The sequence below is a fragment of the Neoluteolibacter marinus genome (assembly GCF_014904755.1).
GTDB lineage: Bacteria > Verrucomicrobiota > Verrucomicrobiia > Verrucomicrobiales > Akkermansiaceae > Haloferula > Haloferula marina.
Map to the genome: position 1 here is coordinate 1 of NZ_JACZFQ010000070.1, position 18,517 is coordinate 18,517.

Annotated in this window: 6 protein-coding genes and 1 pseudogene; 6 read left to right on the forward strand and 1 reads right to left on the reverse strand. The window is 64.3% G+C overall.

All coding sequences use genetic code 11. The features are described 5' to 3' along the window. A pseudogene (locus IG178_RS13380) lies at positions 1-2,645 on the reverse strand (hypothetical protein); the annotation flags it as partial. A gap of 815 nt (positions 2,646-3,460) precedes the next feature. Here IG178_RS13380 and IG178_RS13385 point away from each other — a divergent pair. The 6 genes from IG178_RS13385 (at position 3,461) to IG178_RS13410 (ending at position 18,494) form a co-directional block, all read left to right on the forward strand. After that, a complete protein-coding gene (locus tag IG178_RS13385) occupies positions 3,461-6,502 on the forward strand; it encodes an ATP-binding protein (RefSeq protein ID WP_193213065.1) in 3,042 nt (1,013 codons plus the stop codon). Further along, entirely contained in the window at positions 6,499-7,134 is a 636-nt protein-coding gene (locus IG178_RS13390) for a response regulator transcription factor (RefSeq protein WP_193213066.1), read from the forward strand. The genes IG178_RS13385 and IG178_RS13390 overlap by 4 nt, the downstream gene beginning before the upstream one ends. A 134-nt stretch (positions 7,135-7,268) precedes the next feature. Then, on the forward strand, positions 7,269-8,900 hold the full coding sequence (locus tag IG178_RS13395) for a hypothetical protein (RefSeq protein WP_193213067.1): 1,632 nt from the start codon (positions 7,269-7,271) through the stop codon (positions 8,898-8,900). Positions 8,901-8,933: 33 nt separating this feature from the next. Beyond that, entirely contained in the window at positions 8,934-11,414 is a 2,481-nt protein-coding gene (locus IG178_RS13400) for a fibronectin type III domain-containing protein (RefSeq protein WP_193213068.1), read from the forward strand. Between the two features lie 41 nt (positions 11,415-11,455). Next, a complete protein-coding gene (locus IG178_RS13405; RefSeq protein WP_193213069.1) occupies positions 11,456-12,187 on the forward strand; it encodes a PEP-CTERM sorting domain-containing protein in 732 nt (243 codons plus the stop codon). 388 nt (positions 12,188-12,575) lie between these two features. Continuing rightward, complete coding sequence (locus IG178_RS13410) at positions 12,576-18,494, forward strand: discoidin domain-containing protein (RefSeq protein WP_343225972.1); 5,919 nt, start codon at positions 12,576-12,578, stop codon at positions 18,492-18,494. Positions 18,495-18,517 lie beyond the last annotated feature (23 nt).

The window sequence follows — 18,517 nt, forward strand, 5'->3', positions numbered from 1 at the left end:
GAGGACAACACGGCTTTCCAAGCATCCACCGAGGTGGAGTTCACGTTGAAGGCACCGTCGAGCAGGAGGTGGGCGGCGCTCTTGCGATAGCCGTCGGAGTCGGTCACCGCGGCGACCTCTTCCGCGGGGGTCGCATTGGCGGCCGGGATGATCCGCGGGTTGAGCAGGGTCGTGTCGCCGTTGAAGAACCCTTCGGCGAGCGACTCGGCGCTGCGGTTCGAACCCAGGACCGGCCCGTCGTAGCTGGAGAGGGTGGAAAAGAAGTATCCGTCCCACAGCGCATTGTTGGCGAGCCAGGCGTGGTCGAGGAGCGGGTAGCCCTTGGTGCCGGCCCCCAGGATCGCGCTGGCGGGGATCATCGGGCTGGCGAAGGATTCACCGGCGGTGTAGGTGGCGCCTGGCAGGAAGCCTTGGTTCGACAGTCCGGCGTGGCGGAGCTGGGCGATGTTCTGCAGCGGCATCTGCGGAATTTCATACTGCGGAGCAATGCGGGTGCCGTTGGCATCGCTGTGGCCGGTGAAGAACTTGCCGCGGTTCTGGGCATCGATCGGGAACTTCACGCCCGGGGCCACCCGCTTGAGGGCCACCTCGAAGGGATGGATCGCGGGCTTGTCGGTGGTGAGGTCGATCGCCGACAGGCTGGAGGCCTGACCGCCGCTCAGCCATGGCCGCGCCGGGGTGTCGGATTCGAGGCTGGTCTTCGCGTAGTAGCTGAACAGGGCGAAATACTTGGGCCCGGTGTAATCCTTGAGCTTGCTGCTGCTGCGCTGGTAGAGCTCGGTGCCGCGGTAGGGACGCTGGAGCCGCAGGCCGCGGCCGTTGCCGGGGAATTGGTTGTTCGGGTCGTTGTTGAGCGCCTTGGTGAGGGTGTCGACGTCGCCGAAATCCAGGTCCAGGGAGCCGCTGCGCTGTTTGCGCGAGCCTTGGACGAGGTTCACCTCGATCGACAAGCTGGTGCCAGAGGTTGCGGTCGAGGCCATCGGACCGAATTCGACATCCACGGTGTCGCTGTCGCGGCGAAGGGTATAGACTCCCATCTTGTCATCGTCGGCGGTCAGCATTTCGTCCGGGGTCAGCCAGTCGACCCAGAATCCGACGCCGGGAGAGGGGTAGCCCGGGGCCAGGGTGATGTTGCTGGTCAGGTTGTCCTGCCAGTCGAAGGCTGAGTTCCAGGTTGCGTCGCCGCTGACCGACTCGCCGAAGACGACGGTTTCACCAGGCTCCATGATCATCGGCCTGGCCCGGCCGCTGGAGAAGGTGCTGCGGAGATTGATCCCGAAGGTCTTGGGCTGCGACGAGTTGGTGTCGTGGTAGACGTAGAGCTGGTTGAGGTGGGCCATCCTCGTCGTTTGGGGACGGCCGTTGCGATAGAAGCGGAAGCCGAGCGGCAGGTCCTTGAAGTCGATTCTCATCTCATCGAACGAGAGCGCCACGTTGTACGGGTTGTACAAGGTGATGATCGGCGAATAGATCATGTAGCACATGTAATTGTCCGCCGGGGTGGAGACGTTCTGGTCGGTGCCTCCCGCCCACGGCCCGTGGGCGTCCTGAACGACGAGGGAGAACATCATCTGGACCTTGGCCACCACCGGCATGATCAGCTGGCCGCGGGTTGCCTGCGGGGCGGTCTTGTAGGTGCGGGTGCGGCGGTCGAAGACGACCGGATTGTAGCCAGAGGGGACCGACGATTTCACCATCGGGCTGCCGCTGGTGGCGGAGAGATTCTTGTATTGGTTGGCGAAATCGAAAAGCTGCATCCAGTAGGGATTGGGCTCCTCGTTGACCGCCTTGGTGTCGTCATAGACCCGCGCGGACGCATAGTCGGCGGGAAGGCTGCCGCCGTCGAACAAGCGGCTCAGGTCCTTGCGGAGTCCGCCCCGCGCCGAGTCGGTGAGGAGTCCGCGATGAACGGTGGTGAGTTCGTGCTGGTACTGTTGCATCTCCGGCATCTCTTCCATCACGCCGGCGGTCGGAAGTGTCAGCATCCGTGCCTGTTCCTGGCTGGCGAACCAGTCGAAGCCTTGCAGTCCGCCGATGCTCTCGATGCCCAGTCGCGCCGCGGCACCCATGGCGACCTGGTTCCTGGCATCCTCGATCTCCTCGTTCTCCTTGCGGGTGAGATCGACTTTCGCCTTTACGCCCTCGTCGAGGATTCCGTAGGCGAAGCGGCCTTCCGGAGCCCCGGACTTCCCGGTGGTATCGACTGTCTGAGCCCGGACATATTCGTCGACCTTGCCATCGGGACCCAGCGAGCCTTCGCCGAGCAGCAGGGCACCGGTTTGCGTGTCAGGAAGATCGGCAGGAGAGGTTGAATGCTGGTTTTCCTGGCCCGAGGCGAGATAGCCTTGGAAGGAGTCGCTTTTGTCCGGGACCGGCTGTTCGGAAGTCGGCAGCTGGCCAGACCACACGCCGGTCAACCATGACGGGGCGGAATCCTCCATGATCGAGGCCGGGGCGGTGATGCGCTGGTCGGGTCCGGCGGTCTTCTGCAGTTGTCCGATCGCCAGTGACAAGGCCAGGCGGGCATTGCTGCGGGCGATCTGCATGGCATCGCCTTGCGACGAGGCCCTGAGGGAAATGGACGACAAGGTCAGCAGGCCAACCGCGATCACGGTCAACAGGACCATGAGGGAAAGGGTGATCACCAAGGCGAAGCCCCGGCGCTGCCGGGAGCGGTGACCTGAGGGTCGTCGAGTTTGTTGGGTTGGGTTTGCGGACTTCATGAGATGGTTTTTTTGAATGTAGCCCATAACAGGTTGCTGTGAATACAAATTGAATACACCTACCCAAATGGGGGAGTGCATCGGTTGGATTCGCAGATTCCGGAAGCGCGGGCCTTCACACCTTCAGATGCCCGCTTCCACGAGCACATTAGGGAGAAAAGCACTGCTCCATCGAAATGACTGAAAGACTTCAACTCTGACCACGATAGCTGACATTTGCGCGAAAAGGATTGCGATTTTGCGGATCAAAAATGTCGAAGTTTGCCCGCCGCACCTAGGTTTTCAGGGCGTGTGAACCTTGGTGAGAGCAGGGATTCTCACGAGACTTTGCGAAAAAAGTCATTCGGGGGGAGCTCAGGGTTCCCTTGGAGCCATTGCGAAAGTGGGTCTCGCGCCGGGAAATGAAGCAGTATTTGCCATGTAAATTCCGTTTCGGCTGGAAGTCGGTCGCCCGAGCAGCCTCGTGGTCGCAGGCAACCGGGGCTGACGTCCCCCCGGAGCGCCGGTTGCTCCCTCGGATCGTTGCTGCGGTTGGGGCAAGGGACGCCGGGAGGAGCTCAACCGCGGGCCGCCGGCGATCCAACCGCGCTTCTTCGAACGGGGCGGGGCGTCTACCCAAATGGGTAGCGGCTCCGAATTTCTCATTGGAGCACGGCGGAGGAGGGGCCACGGTGCCGGATTCGATGGTGATGGCGAAAGGCCGAGATTCCAGACCGCGGCGGAAGTGGAGACAGGTCATGACGGCCTGCCTCGCGTGGATGGTCGGTGCGATGGTGGCTGCGGCCGATTCGAAGGAGCGGTGGCTGGGTCATCTCGGCGAGGAACTCAGCCAGGGCGGGGTTTTTTCCGGTGCCATGTCGGGCAAGATTCTGGATCTCAATCCGGCGAAGGGCCTGATCGCTCTGGCGGACGCTTCAGGGGCGGAGATCCTGCGGCTGCCGGTGGACGAGGCGGCATGGCAGGGGCTGGAGGTGGGAGTTTGGGTGGAAATCGAATTCCGGAATAGCCACCTGCAGCGGGACGCCGATGCGATCCATGGCGGAGCGCTGGTGGACCTCGATGGGTGGCACGCCTTGCAGAAAGGGCAGGCGGTTGCCTCGCTGTCGAAGGGGATGCACCGCATCCGGATCTCTTGGTTCAATGCCTACCTGCCCGCCGAGCTGAGGGTGGAAATCTCGGGGCCGGGTTCCGGGAGCGGACCGGTCCCCGCCTCGATGCTGTGGCACCTGCCCGCGGAAGGTGAAGCCCCCGAGCCGGGATTGCAGTACGAGGCTTTCCGGATTCCGAAGGCGGCGATGCTGTCCGACCTCGAAGGGGTGGCTCCTTTTGAAAGCGGGGTGATCCACGAGATCGGGCTTGGGGTGGCCGGGGGGAAGGACAACGTGGCGCTCAAGCTCGAAGGACTGCTTTCGGTGCCGGAAGATGGCGACTACACGCTGACCCTGGTGAGCGATGACGGCGCGAGGCTGGAGGTGGAGGAGGATGCCCCGGAAATCCGTCTTCTCCCGGGAGCCCCTGTCCGTGGCCCGTTGCCCGAATCTCCGGCACGGGAATCCGCCGCATGGAAAACGCTAAGTGGGCGCGCGGTGTTCGTGTCGCGAGAGGGCGAGGGAATGTCGATCCAGCTTGAGAGCGGGGGCAAGGAGTCGGAGGTGCGGGTGCTGGACGCGGAGGGGCTGGACGAGATTTCGCTGCAAGGGCGGAGGCTGACGGTCTCGGGTCTGGCCGGGGAGGACGGGATGAGGGTTTTGGGGGCTTCCGGCGTGAGGAGCGAGGTGGCGGATCCGGTGGATCACCAGTTGCTGACCAAAATCATGGAGGTGCGCGAACTCGGCGTGGCACAGGCGGCGTCGGGGCTCCGGGTGAGCCTGCAGGGCGTGGTGACGATGTCGACCTACCGCTCGCTGGTGATCCAGGACGAAAGTGGCGGTGCGTTCGTGGTCCACGAAAACCTCGGATCTCCCAGGATGCCGCGGCCCGGCGAGATCTGGAGCATCGAGGGCAAGACCGCGCGCGGGGACTTCTCGCCGGTGGTGGTCGCTGAGCGTTCGCGGTTCGTGAGGCGAGGCTCGTTGCCTCCGCCGCAGCGGCCCCGGTGGGAGCAGTTGCTCAACGGCAGCCTGGACGCCGAGTGGGTGGAAATCGAGGGCGTGATTACTTCGTTTGGGGAAGGAAGTGTCGAGCTTTTGACCCGCGAAGGCTTCATCACGATCGGGGAGCGCATGTTCTATCCCATGGTCCGCGAGCTGCGGGATCCGGACAGGAAGTTGCGACTGACCGGCAGCCGGGTCCGCTTCCGGGGGGTGTTTGCGACAAGCTGGGACGTTGGCCTCGGGCGACTGCATCCGGGACTTATCCATCTCGGCAACGCCACCATGGCGATCGATCAGGCGGGACCGGCGGACCCGTCCGAGGTGCCCTTGGTGGAGATTCCCGACCTTTGGAGTTTTGCATCGAAATCGAAAGCGCTCGACCGGGTCCGGCTGAAGGTTCAGCTGATGGCCCGCGGGAGCGACATGTGCGTCATGTCGGATGGACAGAGGAGCCTGAGGCTGCTGACCGGCGAAGCACTGGACGCCGAGCCTGGAGACCTGGTCGAGGTGACGGGGTTTCCCCGGGTCGGAGCGATCTCGCCGTATCTCCTGCATCCGATGATTTCGCGGTCGGAACCGGGGGCAATGCCGGCTGCCCGGGAGGTCTCCGGCGAGGACCTCCTGGATGCAACGCTTGACGGCCGGGTGGTGGAACTGACGGGCACGGTGCTGAGCGACACCTTGCGGAAAGAAGAGCGGGTGCTGGAGATGCGTTCGGGCAAGCAACGGTTTTTCGCGGTCGTGAACGGAGCGGTTGGTCCCGATGACCCGCTGAGAGGGGACACCACGATCCGGGCCCGGGGTGTCTATGTGGCGGGCTGGCCCGATGCGGCGCCGGGCGTCGAGGGTCCCTTCGAACTGCATCTGGTCGAGGCGGATGCCATCAAGGTCTTGAAGTCGCCGCCGTGGTGGACGACGCGGCGACTGGTGCTGCTGGTGACCGCTCTGCTGGGCGGGCTCGCGCTGGTGCTGGTGTGGGTGATGATGCTGCGCCGGCAGGTCACGCAGCGGACCTCGATGCTGGCGATCGGCATCCGCGAGAAGGAGCACGCGGAAAGCGAGCGCATGCTCGAGGAAGAACGTGCCCGGGTGGCCAGGGACCTGCACGATGAGTTGGGTGCGGGACTGACGGAGATCGGCATGCTCGGGTCCCTGCTGAAGCATCCCGGGATCGACGAGGGCACCCGGATGCAACATGCCGAGACGCTGGGCGAAACCAGCGCGTCGTTGGTTTCGGGACTCGACGAGATCGTCTGGGCGGTCAACCCGCGCTACGACTCGATCCAGGATTCGGCCAGCTACCTGTGGCTGTATGCCTCCCGCATGCTGAAGCCGGCGGGGATCGAGTGCCGTTTCGAGCAGTCCGGCGAGATTCCGTTCCGGCGCTTCGGTTCACGCCGGAGGCACTCGCTCTTCCTCGCGTTCAAGGAGGCCCTTAACAATGTCGTGCGGCACTCCCGCGGAACTGCGGTGGATTTGTCGATCGGCGTCGAGAACGAAGCGGTCGTGGTGACGGTCGCCGACAACGGCCGCGGCTTTGATGCCGATGCCGGCAATGCGGTCGGGAGCGACGGCCTCGCGGGCATGCGGGAGCGCATGCGCCAGTTCGGCGGCGACTGTAGCATCGAGAGTCACGCGGACCGCGGAACTACGGTGCGTCTGGTATTACCTTTGCGAGATTCATGAACGAGAAGACCCCAGTCGCTGTAGTCGAGGACAGCCGCACCACCCGTGAGGCGATGAAGTCGATCATCGACCTCGCGCCGGACCTCGAGTGCGTGACGACCTGCGCGAACGGCGAGGAGGCATTGAAGTACTTGCCGAAGATCAAGCCACGGATCGTGCTGATGGACATCCAGCTGCCGGGGATTTCCGGGATCGATTGCGTCGGCGAGCTCAAGAAGTTGCTGCCGGACGTGCTGGTGATCATGGTGACGGTCTACGAGGATCCCGTGCGCATTTTCAGCGCGCTGCGGGCGGGGGCTTGCGGCTATCTGCTGAAGCGCTCGAAGGTTTCCGAGATCCTCGGCGCCATCCGCGATGTCCGTGCCGGCGGCGGGGCGATGAGTGGGGACGTGACCATGAAAGTGATCCAGTCGTTCGCCAAGAAGGACGCATGGCGCGAGGAGATCGAGGCGTTGACGCGCCGTGAAACCGAGGTGCTCGAGCTCGTCGCGTTCGGCTTGGGAAACAAGGAAATCGCCACGCGTTTGCAGTTCTCGGTCGAGGCGGTGCGCTGGCATTTGAAGAATATTTACACCAAGCTCAACGTCCATACGCGCACGGAAGCCGCGCTGAAATTCCGGGGCGACGGATGAGCGGATTTCTCCGCAATTGGGGAGGTAGGCGCTCCCTTATCGCGTCCTAGCGTCGCAATTGGCTCGCATCAGGCGGGCGATTGCATCGCATGAGGAAACCCCAGTCATATCGGAGAAAAGTATCAGGACTTCTGTTGTCGTTGACCGGCGTGCTCGCCCTGGCGGGCCCGGGTGGGGCGAAGGAGGAAACGGCGGACATCGTCAACATCATCAACTTCATCCGCGGCGTCGAACCGCGGACGCAGATGGACCTGGTGGAACCGGTCCGCGAGCAGCTGGCACTGGGAAAGAAGCACCGTCTGCCGACGACCTGGCTCATCCAGTACGACGCGCTCATCAAGCCGGAGTTCACCGACCTGCTCAAACGGGAAATGAACGCCGGCGACGAGATCGGCGCTTGGCTGGAAGTTGTGCAGCCGCAGGTCGAGGCCGCGGGCTTGAAGTGGCGCGGGCGCTTTCCCTGGGACTGGCACACCGACGTCGGCTTCACCCAGGGCTATGCGGTCAAGGATCGCATCAAGCTCCTCGATCTCTACATGGAGAAGTTCCAGGAGGTTTTCGGCAAGCTGCCCGAGTCGGTCGGCTGCTGGATTCTCGATGCCCCGACGCTCAATCACCTCCGCGACGAGTACGGCATCATCGCCGCGTGCAACTGCAAGGACCAGAGCGGCACCGACGGCTACACCTTGTGGGGCGGCTATTGGAACCAGGCCTACTATCCCAGCCGGCTGAACGCCTACATGCCGGCGCAAACGAAAGCCCGGCAGCTCGACGTGCCCGTGTTCCGCATGCTCGGCAGCGATCCGGTGCACCAGTACGACCACGGGATCGGCACCACCTGGCAAGGGGTCGTGACGCTCGAGCCGGTCTATCGCCCGGGCGGGGGAGATCCATCGTGGGTCGACTGGTTCTTCAACACGAACTTCAACCGCCCGAGTCTCGGCTTCTCCTACATGCAGGCCGGTCAGGAGAATTCGTTCGGCTGGCCGGCGATGTCCGCCGGATTGATCGACCAGTATGCCAAGCTGGCCGCGTTGCGGGACGAGGGGAAGATCCGCGTGGAGACGCTCGCGGCATCGGGACAATGGTTCGCTTCCAAGTATGAGACCACCCCGGCGACCGCGGTGGTGGCCATGGAGGACGCGGCGGAGGAAGCGAACCGGAGCATCTGGTACGAGAGCCGGTTCTACCGGGTGAACTTCTCATGGGAGAGAGACCGGTGGCGCATCCGTGACCTGCATCGCTTCAACGAGAACTACGAGGAGCGTTATCTCCATCGCAGGGTTGAGGGACCGACGGCCATCTACGACACCTTGCCGGTCCTGGACGGGTTCCACTGGAGCAGGCAGGGGGAACTGGCGGGCATCCGCGCGGTCGTCCATGAAAAGGGGGAGTCCCGGCCGCTGCTGACCAAGGGCGAGCCCAGGGTCGAGGAAACCAGTCCCGAGTCGCTCGCGATCACCTGTAACCTGGCCGCAGGGGGCGTTCTCCGGGTCACCTGTGAGCCCACCCGGCTTCACCTCCAGTTGACGGGCGATGCCGCTCCCGCCGATTGGGGACTGGAGCTGGGCTGGGCGGACGGGGTGAAGATCCCGGTCACGCGGGTCGGCAGGCACGGGATCGATTTCCGCCACGAGGGCTTCAGCTACTCGCTCGATTGCGGGTCCAGCGGCGTTTCGCGCGCCAAGGATGCAAACCGGATCTCCATCGGGAGCACCCGGGGATCGGTGGAGTTCGACTTCGCCTCCGGCTCTTCCGGGTCATGAGGAATTTCTTCATCCAGACGAAAACCAAAAACCATGAAATCAAAACTCGTATCTATCGCCGCCCTGGTTGCCATGGCTTCCCTGGCGGATGCAGATGTCCTGGTGCAGGAGCTGTTCGACAGCATCTCCACCGGAAACGCCTCGCTCAACGGAGCCGGTGACACGGGAACAAGCATCGGCTTGACCGGCACCTGGCTGACCAACGGGAGCGTCGGAATTTCCACCGCGGACAACTTCGACGTCGTCGGTGCGACGCTTCCCGGACTGCCGGCGAGCGGGGGCACCGCGGGCGGTGTCTGGAACGGCGTCGGCAACTGGAACCTGGACGTCTATGCGACGCGTGAATTGGCGCAAACCATCGACTTCGGCACGGACGGCGAGATCTATTTCAGCGTCCGGCTGAACAATGCCGGCGACACCGCCGTGGGCATCGGGCTGGCCTCGGGTCCCGCATCGTCCGGCACCACGGAGTTTGTCGGCGCGGGCTTCAGCTGGAACAACGCGACCTCGATCGGCGGGACCTTCAACGACGCGCGCAATGCGAGCTACATCTCGCACGGTACCCTCGCCGCCGACAGCGGTCCCTACGGCATCCGTGCGTTCGAAGCCCCGAACAGCGTCAATTCCACGGGCTTGCTCGTCGGGCGGATCACGGTCAAGGCCAGTGGTGCCGATGAGATCCACGTCAAGCGCTACGCGGACAACGCGGCGATCGACAACGATCTCAACGCGATCGTCTGGAGCGCGGCCAGCACGGTGGATTCCTCCATGGTCGCGAGCCATCTGCTGCTCTGGGTCAACGGCCAGAGCACCGGAAACCTCGATGCCATCCGCGTCGGCGAGTCCTGGACCGATGTGACCGGGGTCACGCTGGTCGGCGCGGGGGAGCCGTCGCTTTCAGGATCGAGCGCAGACAGCATCACCGGCACCAGCGCCGAGGCACACGTCAATCTCTTCAATGCCCCGGCGGACGTGAGCTTGTTCTGGGACACCGTGGACCAGGGAACAGGCGCCTGGCCGGGTTCCAACGTGCTGGGCAACCAGGCGATCGGCCCGGTCAGCGGCAGTATCACGGGCCTCGTTCCGGACACGCAGTACTTCTATCGCTTCCATGCGGTGAACGGCCCCTCCGAGGCTTGGAGCGAACCCGGCCAGAGTTTCGCCACGGCGCCGACGGGAAAGGCAGTGACCGATCTCGAGGTGTCGCCCTTTTCCGGGGTCGAGGTGAGCGTCTTCTGGACCGACAATTTCGATGCCGAAACCGGATACATCATCCAGCGCTCGCCTGCGGGCGCCGGCACCTGGGTCACGGTGGGAACCGCTCCGGCCGACAGCGACTTCTATGCCGACCAACTCTCCGGCCTGGAACCGAACACATCGTATGACTATCGTATCTTCGCGACCAACGGTGGCGGGGACTCCGACCCGTCCAACGTCGCGACCGTCACCACGGACGTGGGATTCCCCTTCGAGACGCAGCTGCTGATCAACTTCGACGGCACCCTCGAGGGCACGGTTTACACCCTGGGGACGGATGAAATCGACGAGACCTTCTCGTTCAAGGCCAACGGCACCCCGGTGGTGAACGGCGGGGTGGCGACGATCAATCCGGGCAATGAAGACGGTCCCGACGGTTTTGACGTCGATCCCGTTGTCCTGGGAGACCTGAAGACGCAGAACTGGGTCGCGGAGGCTGTGGTCACCTACAACTCGACCGGAGCGGTCGACGAGACGCCCGTGATCATCGACGTGCAGGGCGACTGCAACCTCCGTCTGGGCGATGCCCTCGGCAATGACGTGCTCCAGATGTTCTACTGGAACGGAAGCAGCGTTCAGCAGCAGTTCGCGGCGCTGCCACCCGTCGGCGTGAAGGTCCATTTCGCCTACGCCTGGGATGCGGGATCGGGGACGCTCACGGGCTACGTCAACGGCGTCTCGATTGGCGCGCTTGCCGGAGGGGCGTTTGCCACACCGGACATCAATACGCTGAGCTTCGGCTACTTCGGACGCAATGGATTCGAGGGCAGGGGAATCGACGGGACGCTCGACGGCGTTGCTTTCCAAACCGGCACCGCGATCTTCGATCCGGCCTCGGACTTCCTGATCCTGCCGGAATTGCAGGACTTCGCCGGGTGGATCGCCGGGTTCCCGGTGGGCGGCCTCGACGGCTTCGACGTTGATGCCGATGGCGACGGGATCCCAAATGGCGTCGAGGGCTTCTTCGGATCCGATCCGTCCGTGTTCAGCCAAGGCATCAGCCAGATTTCGTCGGACGGCACGGTCACCACCTTTATGCATCCGTTCAGTGGCGAGTCGCTGGGTGATGTCACCGGATCCTATCAGTGGTCGACGGACCTCGGTGCCTGGTATGCCGGGGACGGTGTTGACGGTCCCGGCGGCGGGGCGACGGTCACGATCGCCCCGACCGGTGGAGCGGGAGGCATGAGGGCGGTGACGGCCACCAGCAGCGAGCCCATCGGCTCTCTCTTCATCCGCGTGGTCGCAACCCAATGAATCCCCATCCCAATCCACTCACCCAAACTCCCCGCAATCCGATGATCGCAAAACCACTGATTGTCTCGTACTTCGCCACCGTGATGGCGGCCTCAAGCGCCACCGTGATTGGCGTCAATTTCAACCGTCACCCCAGCGGTGTCCCCGATGGCGCGGGCTCGCAAGCCGGCACCGGCACCTTCGGCGCGACCTGGACCGACATGGTCGACCTCACGGCGACCGGAGCGAGCCTGAACGGAACCACCGCGACGCTCGACTACGGCTTCACCGGTACGCCCCAGGTTTGGAATGCGGGTTCATGGACCGGAACGAGCGGTCCCAACACGGGCATCAGCGTGTTCCGGAATTACTTGAACGATAACGGGATCGTCATCGCGGTTGACGGGCTGTCCGCCTGGCTCGCGAGCGAAGGCATGACCGGCTACACGATCACCGTTTACGCCAGCTCGGACAACGGAAGCGCCACCTTCTACGACGCGACGGTGAATTCGACGGCCGTGACCATTCCGGTCCTCGGCAACGGCACCTGGGATGGCGTCGCGAATGACCCGGGCGGCAATAACTCAGGGGGTGTCCGGGGGATGGCGGTCAGTGGCGTCTTCGCGGATGACACCGCCACGATCACGCTACCGTCGTGGTCGGGCGATAGCCCCAATACCCGGGGCTCGCTGGCGGCCTTCGTCATCACCGCGGTCCCCGAGCCGGGTGCCGCGATCATGGCGGCCATCGGGGTGGCCGGTCTGGCAGGCCGGCGCCGGAGGATGATGGAATGATGAAACTTTTCCGCGTGGTGCGGCCCGGGGCCACGGCCCTCTCCCAAACTCGTGAAGGGCGGGCCGTTCCATGCGCGGGAAGTCGGTGGCGGGTCGTGTGGTGTCGCTTCTGGGTTCCGAACCACACGGCCCGTCCGCCCACCCTTGCAGCGCGATGCACCGGAGCTTCCCGCGACCATCATTTCAGCATTCGTTGACACTTCCAGATTCCATGAGCCGAGCTTCGATCCACCTGAGTTTTGCACGTTCCGCTCAACGGGGAAGTTTGCTCCCGACGCTGTGCCTGGCGTTCTGCATGGCCCTTTGCGGGGCATCTTCAGCTGTCGATGGCCCGGGACTCGACAGCCGTCCCTATGACCCGGGCCAAGTGGGCACCATCTTGTCATTCGTGGACACCGGTGCCGCGATCAGCGGGGTGTCGATGCATCGCGGCTACCTGATGGTGCCAATGGGCGCGGACCACGGCGGAGGTCTCGGTGCGGGGTGCATGACCGTCTTCGATGTCAGCGACCTGACGGCTCCGGAGGAGATCTTCGACTCGAGGGATGAGCCCGCTACCTACCACACTCCGGGCGAGCCGGACTACTTCGGCGACTTCGCGGAAATGCACCACATCTCGACTTCCGGTGACCTCATGCTCGTGTCCGAGCGCCATGGTTCGAACGGGGGATTCGCGATCCTTGACCTCGGGCCACTTTTCGACGGGGCGCCTGCGACCAATCCGCGGATCCTCAGCCGCTACATCTACCCGGGCGGGTCACCGCCATCGAACTACGACGGCTACTCGTTCGCGCCCGCGTGGCAAGGTTCTCGTTTCGTGTTCGCTCCGACCGGAAGTGGCGGGCTGTTTGTCGTGGATACCTCTGATCCGGCGAACCCGGCGCTGCTTCACCACATGGCGCGGTCGGAGCTATCGAACCTGACGCTCCGTTCAGCGACGGTGATCGGAAACTTGCTCATCCTGAACGCGGCGGCGCTGGAGACGACCTTCAGCGCGATGATCCTCGATGTGAGCGATCCGGCCGACCCCAAGCAGATCAGCACCTTCTCCGGCCCCTTGGGCTACCAGGGGTTTGTCTACGGCGGCTGCTTCTATGGACTGGGCAAACCGCTGGTCCGCCATGATTTCTCCGATCCGCAGAATGTCGTCGCGACCACCGTCGCCAGCGGCCCGGATCTCGATCTCCTGGACCGGCAGGAGTATGGCTTTGGAAAGGACGAACACCTCTACATCGGCCACTATCCGGGTGGCACGAAGTGGCTGTTGTCCGGCGACACCGCGACTTTCGTGAACCGTGTTGATTCCGGTGTGGTGCCGGCGGACGACCACGCCTTCATCACGCCGCTTGGCAACGTGCTGGCGATCACGACCGACCACAACAACCCGCGCAAACTGACCTTCGGCGTCCACGATGCGAACGAGGACACGGTGCCGCCGTCGCCGAACTTCCACTCGCCGCCGGCCAACGCGACGAACGTGAACTTGCGCTCGCGGATCGGGGTGTGCTTCACCGATTTCATCGACGCGGCCTCGCTGACCACGGAGACGTTCCGCGTCCGTGTGGTGGGCGACGAGTCATCCATTCCGGGGACCTTGAGCGCGAAGGAGGGCATCGTGAACTTCGCTCCCGATGACGACCTGGCACCGGACACGACCTATGAGGTCTTCCTTGCGGCCGGCGGGGTGAGCGACTTCGCGGGCAATGCGGTTCAGAACGACCAGGTGATCTTCCGCTTTGCCACCGGTCAGGTGGTGAGCGATTACTCCACGACGGTAATGACCGCGGATCCCTCGCCGGTCGGATCGACGGTGGATCTCCACCTGGAAGTGAACAACATCGGAGGCCAGACGATCGAGCACTCATGGGACTTCGGCGATGGCTCGGCTCCCACGGCTTTCGGGGCTCCCGTGAACATCTCCCACACCTACAGCGAGCCGGGAAATCACGTGGTCACGGTTCGCACGCGTCTGGCGGGACAGGCCTACGCCACCGCAAGCAGCGGCGTGCAGGTTATCCACCGGACGATCCCCGCGCAGGGACCCGTGCAAAGTTCGACGATCGCGTTCGATGCCACCAACGGCATGGTGTGGACGGTGAATCCGGACAACGGTTCGGTGACGGGCATCCGCGCGAGCGACAATGTGCCCGTCCATGAGATCGCCGTCGGAAGCGATCCGAAAGCGCTCTCGATCGGGGCCGATGGCAAGCTGTGGGTAACGAACAAAGAGTCGGCGGCGCTCTCGGTGATCGACCCCGTGGCCGGAGCTGTGGTTGCCACCCATCCCTTGCCACCGGGCTCCGCGCCCCACGGCATCGTGGCTCACCCCAACCAGCCAAGGGTTTACGTGAGCCTCGAAGGCCTCGGCGAGATTGTGGAAATCGACACCGCCGGAGGGGCTGTACTGCGAACCTGTGCGGTCGGTCCGTGGCCGCGCTCGCTGGCGTTGGATCCGAACGAGGGCACCTTGTGGGTCGGCCGGTTCATCTCGCCGGAGGACGCGGGGAAGGTGACGGCGGTCGATCTAACCAATTTCACGCCCGCCACGGTGGTTGACCTTGCCCACGTGCTCGATCCCGATACCGCCACCGGAGGGATGGGGTTGCCGAACTACCTCGGGGCGCTGGCGATCTCGCCGGACTACAGTCATCTCTACGTGCCGGCGAAGAAGGACAACATCTTCCGCGGGACCCGGAGGAACGGAGAGAACCTGACTTTCGAGCACGCCGTTCGCAGCATGGCCTCGAGCATCAGCCTGCCGGACCGCACCGATACCGTCGCGCGGCGGCTCGACTTCGACAACAGCGACTTCGTGACCTCGCTGGTCTACAGCCCGCTCGGCAACCAGGTGTTTTTCGTTTCCAGCGGATCGTCGTTCATCTGGGTGATCGACGCCTACGGGGGCGGGGCGCCGTTCTCGATCGGCACCGGCGGACTGGCGCCGGACGGACTGGCGGTCAGTCCTGATGGATCGCGGCTTTACGCGCACAACTTCATGTCGCGGGATGTCACCGTGCTGGCGACTCCCGCGGTGTGTTCCGGCTTCTGCGGGATTTCGCCGCTGGTGGCCATCGTGCCCACCGTGACCAATGAGGCCTTGCCCGCCGATGTCCTGTTAGGCAAGCAGCTCTTCTACAACTCCGAGGATCCGCGGCTCTCGTCGGACAGCTACATGAGCTGCGCGAGCTGTCACCTCGACGGCGGCCAGGACGGCCGCGTGTGGGACTTCAGCGGGATGGGGGAAGGGTTCCGCAACACGATCGACCTGAACGGCCGCGGCATCGGGCACGGGCCCTTGCACTGGTCGGCGAACTTTGACGAGGTGCATGATTTCGAAGGCCAGATCCGTGGCCTTGGCGGCGGCTCCGGGTTGATGGACGACGCGGATTTCAACACGGGCACGGTGTCCCTTCCGCTCGGCCGGTCGAAGGCGGGTTTCAGCACGGATCTCGACGCGCTGGCGGCGTATGTCACGTCGCTGACGATGACGGGGCGCAGTCCTTTCCGGGAAAGCAACGGTTCGCTCACGCCGGACGCGATCGAGGGGCGGGAGATCTTCCGGGAGGAAAACTGCGCGAGCTGCCATTCGGGCGAGGCCTTCACGGACAGCAGCGGCTTGGCGCGGCATGACGTCGGAACCATCACCGGGAATTCTGGCGAGCGCTTGGGCGGGGAGCTTGATGGCATCGACACCCCGACCTTGCGTGGACTCTGGAAAACCGCGCCCTACTTGCACGACGGCTCGGCGCCGTCCTTGCGGGCGGTGCTGGTGGACCGGGACCTCAGCGGCCGGCACGTGAACCTCTTCCACCGGTCCGGCGAGGAGATCGACAAGCTGGTGGCCTACCTGATGCAGATCGACGATCTCGAACCGGCGGCGCCGGTCTCGGCGGCCAACCAAGCTCCGGTGCTTGATTCTCCCGGTCCGCAGCTTTCCACGCTTCAGCAGCCTGTCAGTCTGGCGGTCTCAGGATCGGATCCGGACGGGGATGTGGTGACCTATCATGCGAGCGGCTTGCCCAACGGCCTGTGGATGGACGAGGCCATGGGGATCGTATCGGGCGCGCCGTCGGAGGTCGCCGTCTTTACGGTCCATGTGTCCCTGAGGGATTCGCGGGGCGCTTCCGCGGTGGTGACGTTCAACTGGGAGGTCTTGCCTTATGCCGTGGCACCACCGGTGCAATTCAGTGACCTCGGACCCTATCGTTTTGTGAAGTTCGTTTCACTTTCCACGCACGACGACTCGCTCTGGACGGTCGTTTCGGAGTTCAACGTGCTCGACGAGTCGAGCCAGCCGATGGATCGCTCGGGCTGGGTGGTCACGGCGGACAGCGAGGAAACCGTCGGGGAGGATGGCCGCGCGACCCGTGCTCTCGACGGGTCCCCTTCGACCTTTTGGCACACGCAGTGGACGGGATCGAGTCCGCCGGGGCACCCGCACCAGCTGACCATCGACATGCTCACCTCACGGCTGGTCGGAGGCTTCACCATCGCCCCGCGACAGGACGCGGCGGCGGGACGGGTGAAGGACTGGGAGTTCTACGGCAGCAACAACGGGGTCGACTGGACGCGGATGTCCACGGGCACGCTGGAGTCGACCTTCAGCACCCAAATGGAGGAGTTCCAGCCACAGCCGCCGGCGGAAACGTATCGCTATGTGAAGTTCGACGCGCTGAGCCCGTACGGTGGCTACCTCTGGGCAGTGGTGTCGGAGTTCGAGGTCCTTGATCGCAATGGAAACCCGATGGATCGCACGGGCTGGGGAATCACGGCCGACAGCGAGGAGACCGTCGGCGAGGATGGGCGTGCGGCCCGTGCTTGCGACGGGTCGCCATCGACCTTCTGGCACACACGCTGGTCCGGGAGCGATCTGCCGGACTTCCCGCACCACCTGGTCATCGACCTGTGGACCTCGCGGGACGTGGGCGGTTTCGCGATCTCGCCACGGCAGGACGCGGCGGCGGGTCGGGTGAAGGACTGGAAGTTGCACGGAAGCAACGACGGCGTGAGCTGGACCCTGCTCGGGTCCGGGGTGTTGGCCTCGACCTTTGAAACGCAGACACGATTCATCGGGGGAACGAGAGGCCACATTCCTCGCGAGGTGTGGACGGGGATCGACGGCGGCAGCATCGACGCACTGATTGCGGACCCGGACTATCCCGAATTCCCGTCCAGCGTGGCGCTGCGGACCTCCTTCGAAGCTCCGGCGAACACGGGCGGCTCGTATGGCTCGCGGATGCGGGGCTTCCTGATCCCGCCGGCGACCGGCACGTATCAGTTCTGGATTGCCAGCGACGATGACAGCTCGCTGCGCTTGAGTCCGACCTTCGAGGAATCCCGGGCGGTGGAAATCGCCAGCGTGCCCGCGGCAACCAGTCCCCGCGAATGGACGAGGTATCCGTCGCAGCAATCGGCACCGGTCGATCTCGTCGGTGGACGGAAGTATTACATCGAGGCGATTCACCGCGAGGGTGGGGGAGCCGACCATCTGGCGGTCGCATGGACGGGCCCCGGCATTCCATCGACGACGGTGATACCGGGGATTCACCTGATGCCGGTGGGTCCGGTGCAGGTCCCTGAATCGCTCCAGGCGGTGGACCCGTCGCCGGTCTTCGTGGTAGCCGAGGGCTCTGCGCCGGGGACCCCGGTGGGAACGGTGGCGGCTGCCGATCCGGCAAGCGGCGGTGCAGTAACGTATCAGATCACCGGGGGCGATCCCCTGGGCGCATTTGCGATCGACGGAAGCACCGGTCTGATCGCGGTGGCGGGCGAGCTCGATTACGAATCGACTCCGGGCTACCGGCTCGTGGTTCTGGCGGAAAGTGGCTCCGGCGACGCGCTCACGATTCCCGTGAGCGTATCAATTTCCAACCTGATCGAGACGAACGAAGAGGCGGTGCGGCTGTCCCTGACCTCTGCCGGCGGGATCTTCGAGGGGCATGGCAATCCGGCCCTGATCGGTTTTGCCAGCGATCCGGATGGCGACGGGATGGCAAACGCTTTCGAGGTCTTCTTCGGGACCAACGCGGCGGGCAGCGACGCGCCGCGGCCGATCCGATTTTTGCCGGTCACGTCCGGCGGCGAGGTGAGGATGTCCTATGAGTTCGAGGTGTCGGTTCCCGATGGGGACCAGCTTCATTTCCGCTGCTTCGGGTCGTCCAATCTGGAGGACTGGACGGAGCTTTCGTCGGTCCCCGAGGTGATCGCGGAGGCGGGCGGACTGCGGACCTACCGGGTGGTGGATGACGTGGAGCTTGGCGATGGCGGGAGTCGGATGATGCGGATTGCCATCGAACCCGGCGAATGAAACGCGCGCCAGGCAACAGGGCC

What these genes read in the sequence shown, in the direction of transcription:
- IG178_RS13385 (WP_193213065.1), top strand. Translation starts at nt 3,461, where the DNA reads ATGACGGCCTGCCTCGCGTGGATGGTCGGTGCGATGGTGGCTGCGGCC.
- IG178_RS13400 (WP_193213068.1), top strand. Translation starts at nt 8,934, where the DNA reads ATGAAATCAAAACTCGTATCTATCGCCGCCCTGGTTGCCATGGCTTCC.
- IG178_RS13390 (WP_193213066.1), top strand. Translation starts at nt 6,499, where the DNA reads ATGAACGAGAAGACCCCAGTCGCTGTAGTCGAGGACAGCCGCACCACC.
- IG178_RS13405 (WP_193213069.1), top strand. Translation starts at nt 11,456, where the DNA reads ATGATCGCAAAACCACTGATTGTCTCGTACTTCGCCACCGTGATGGCG.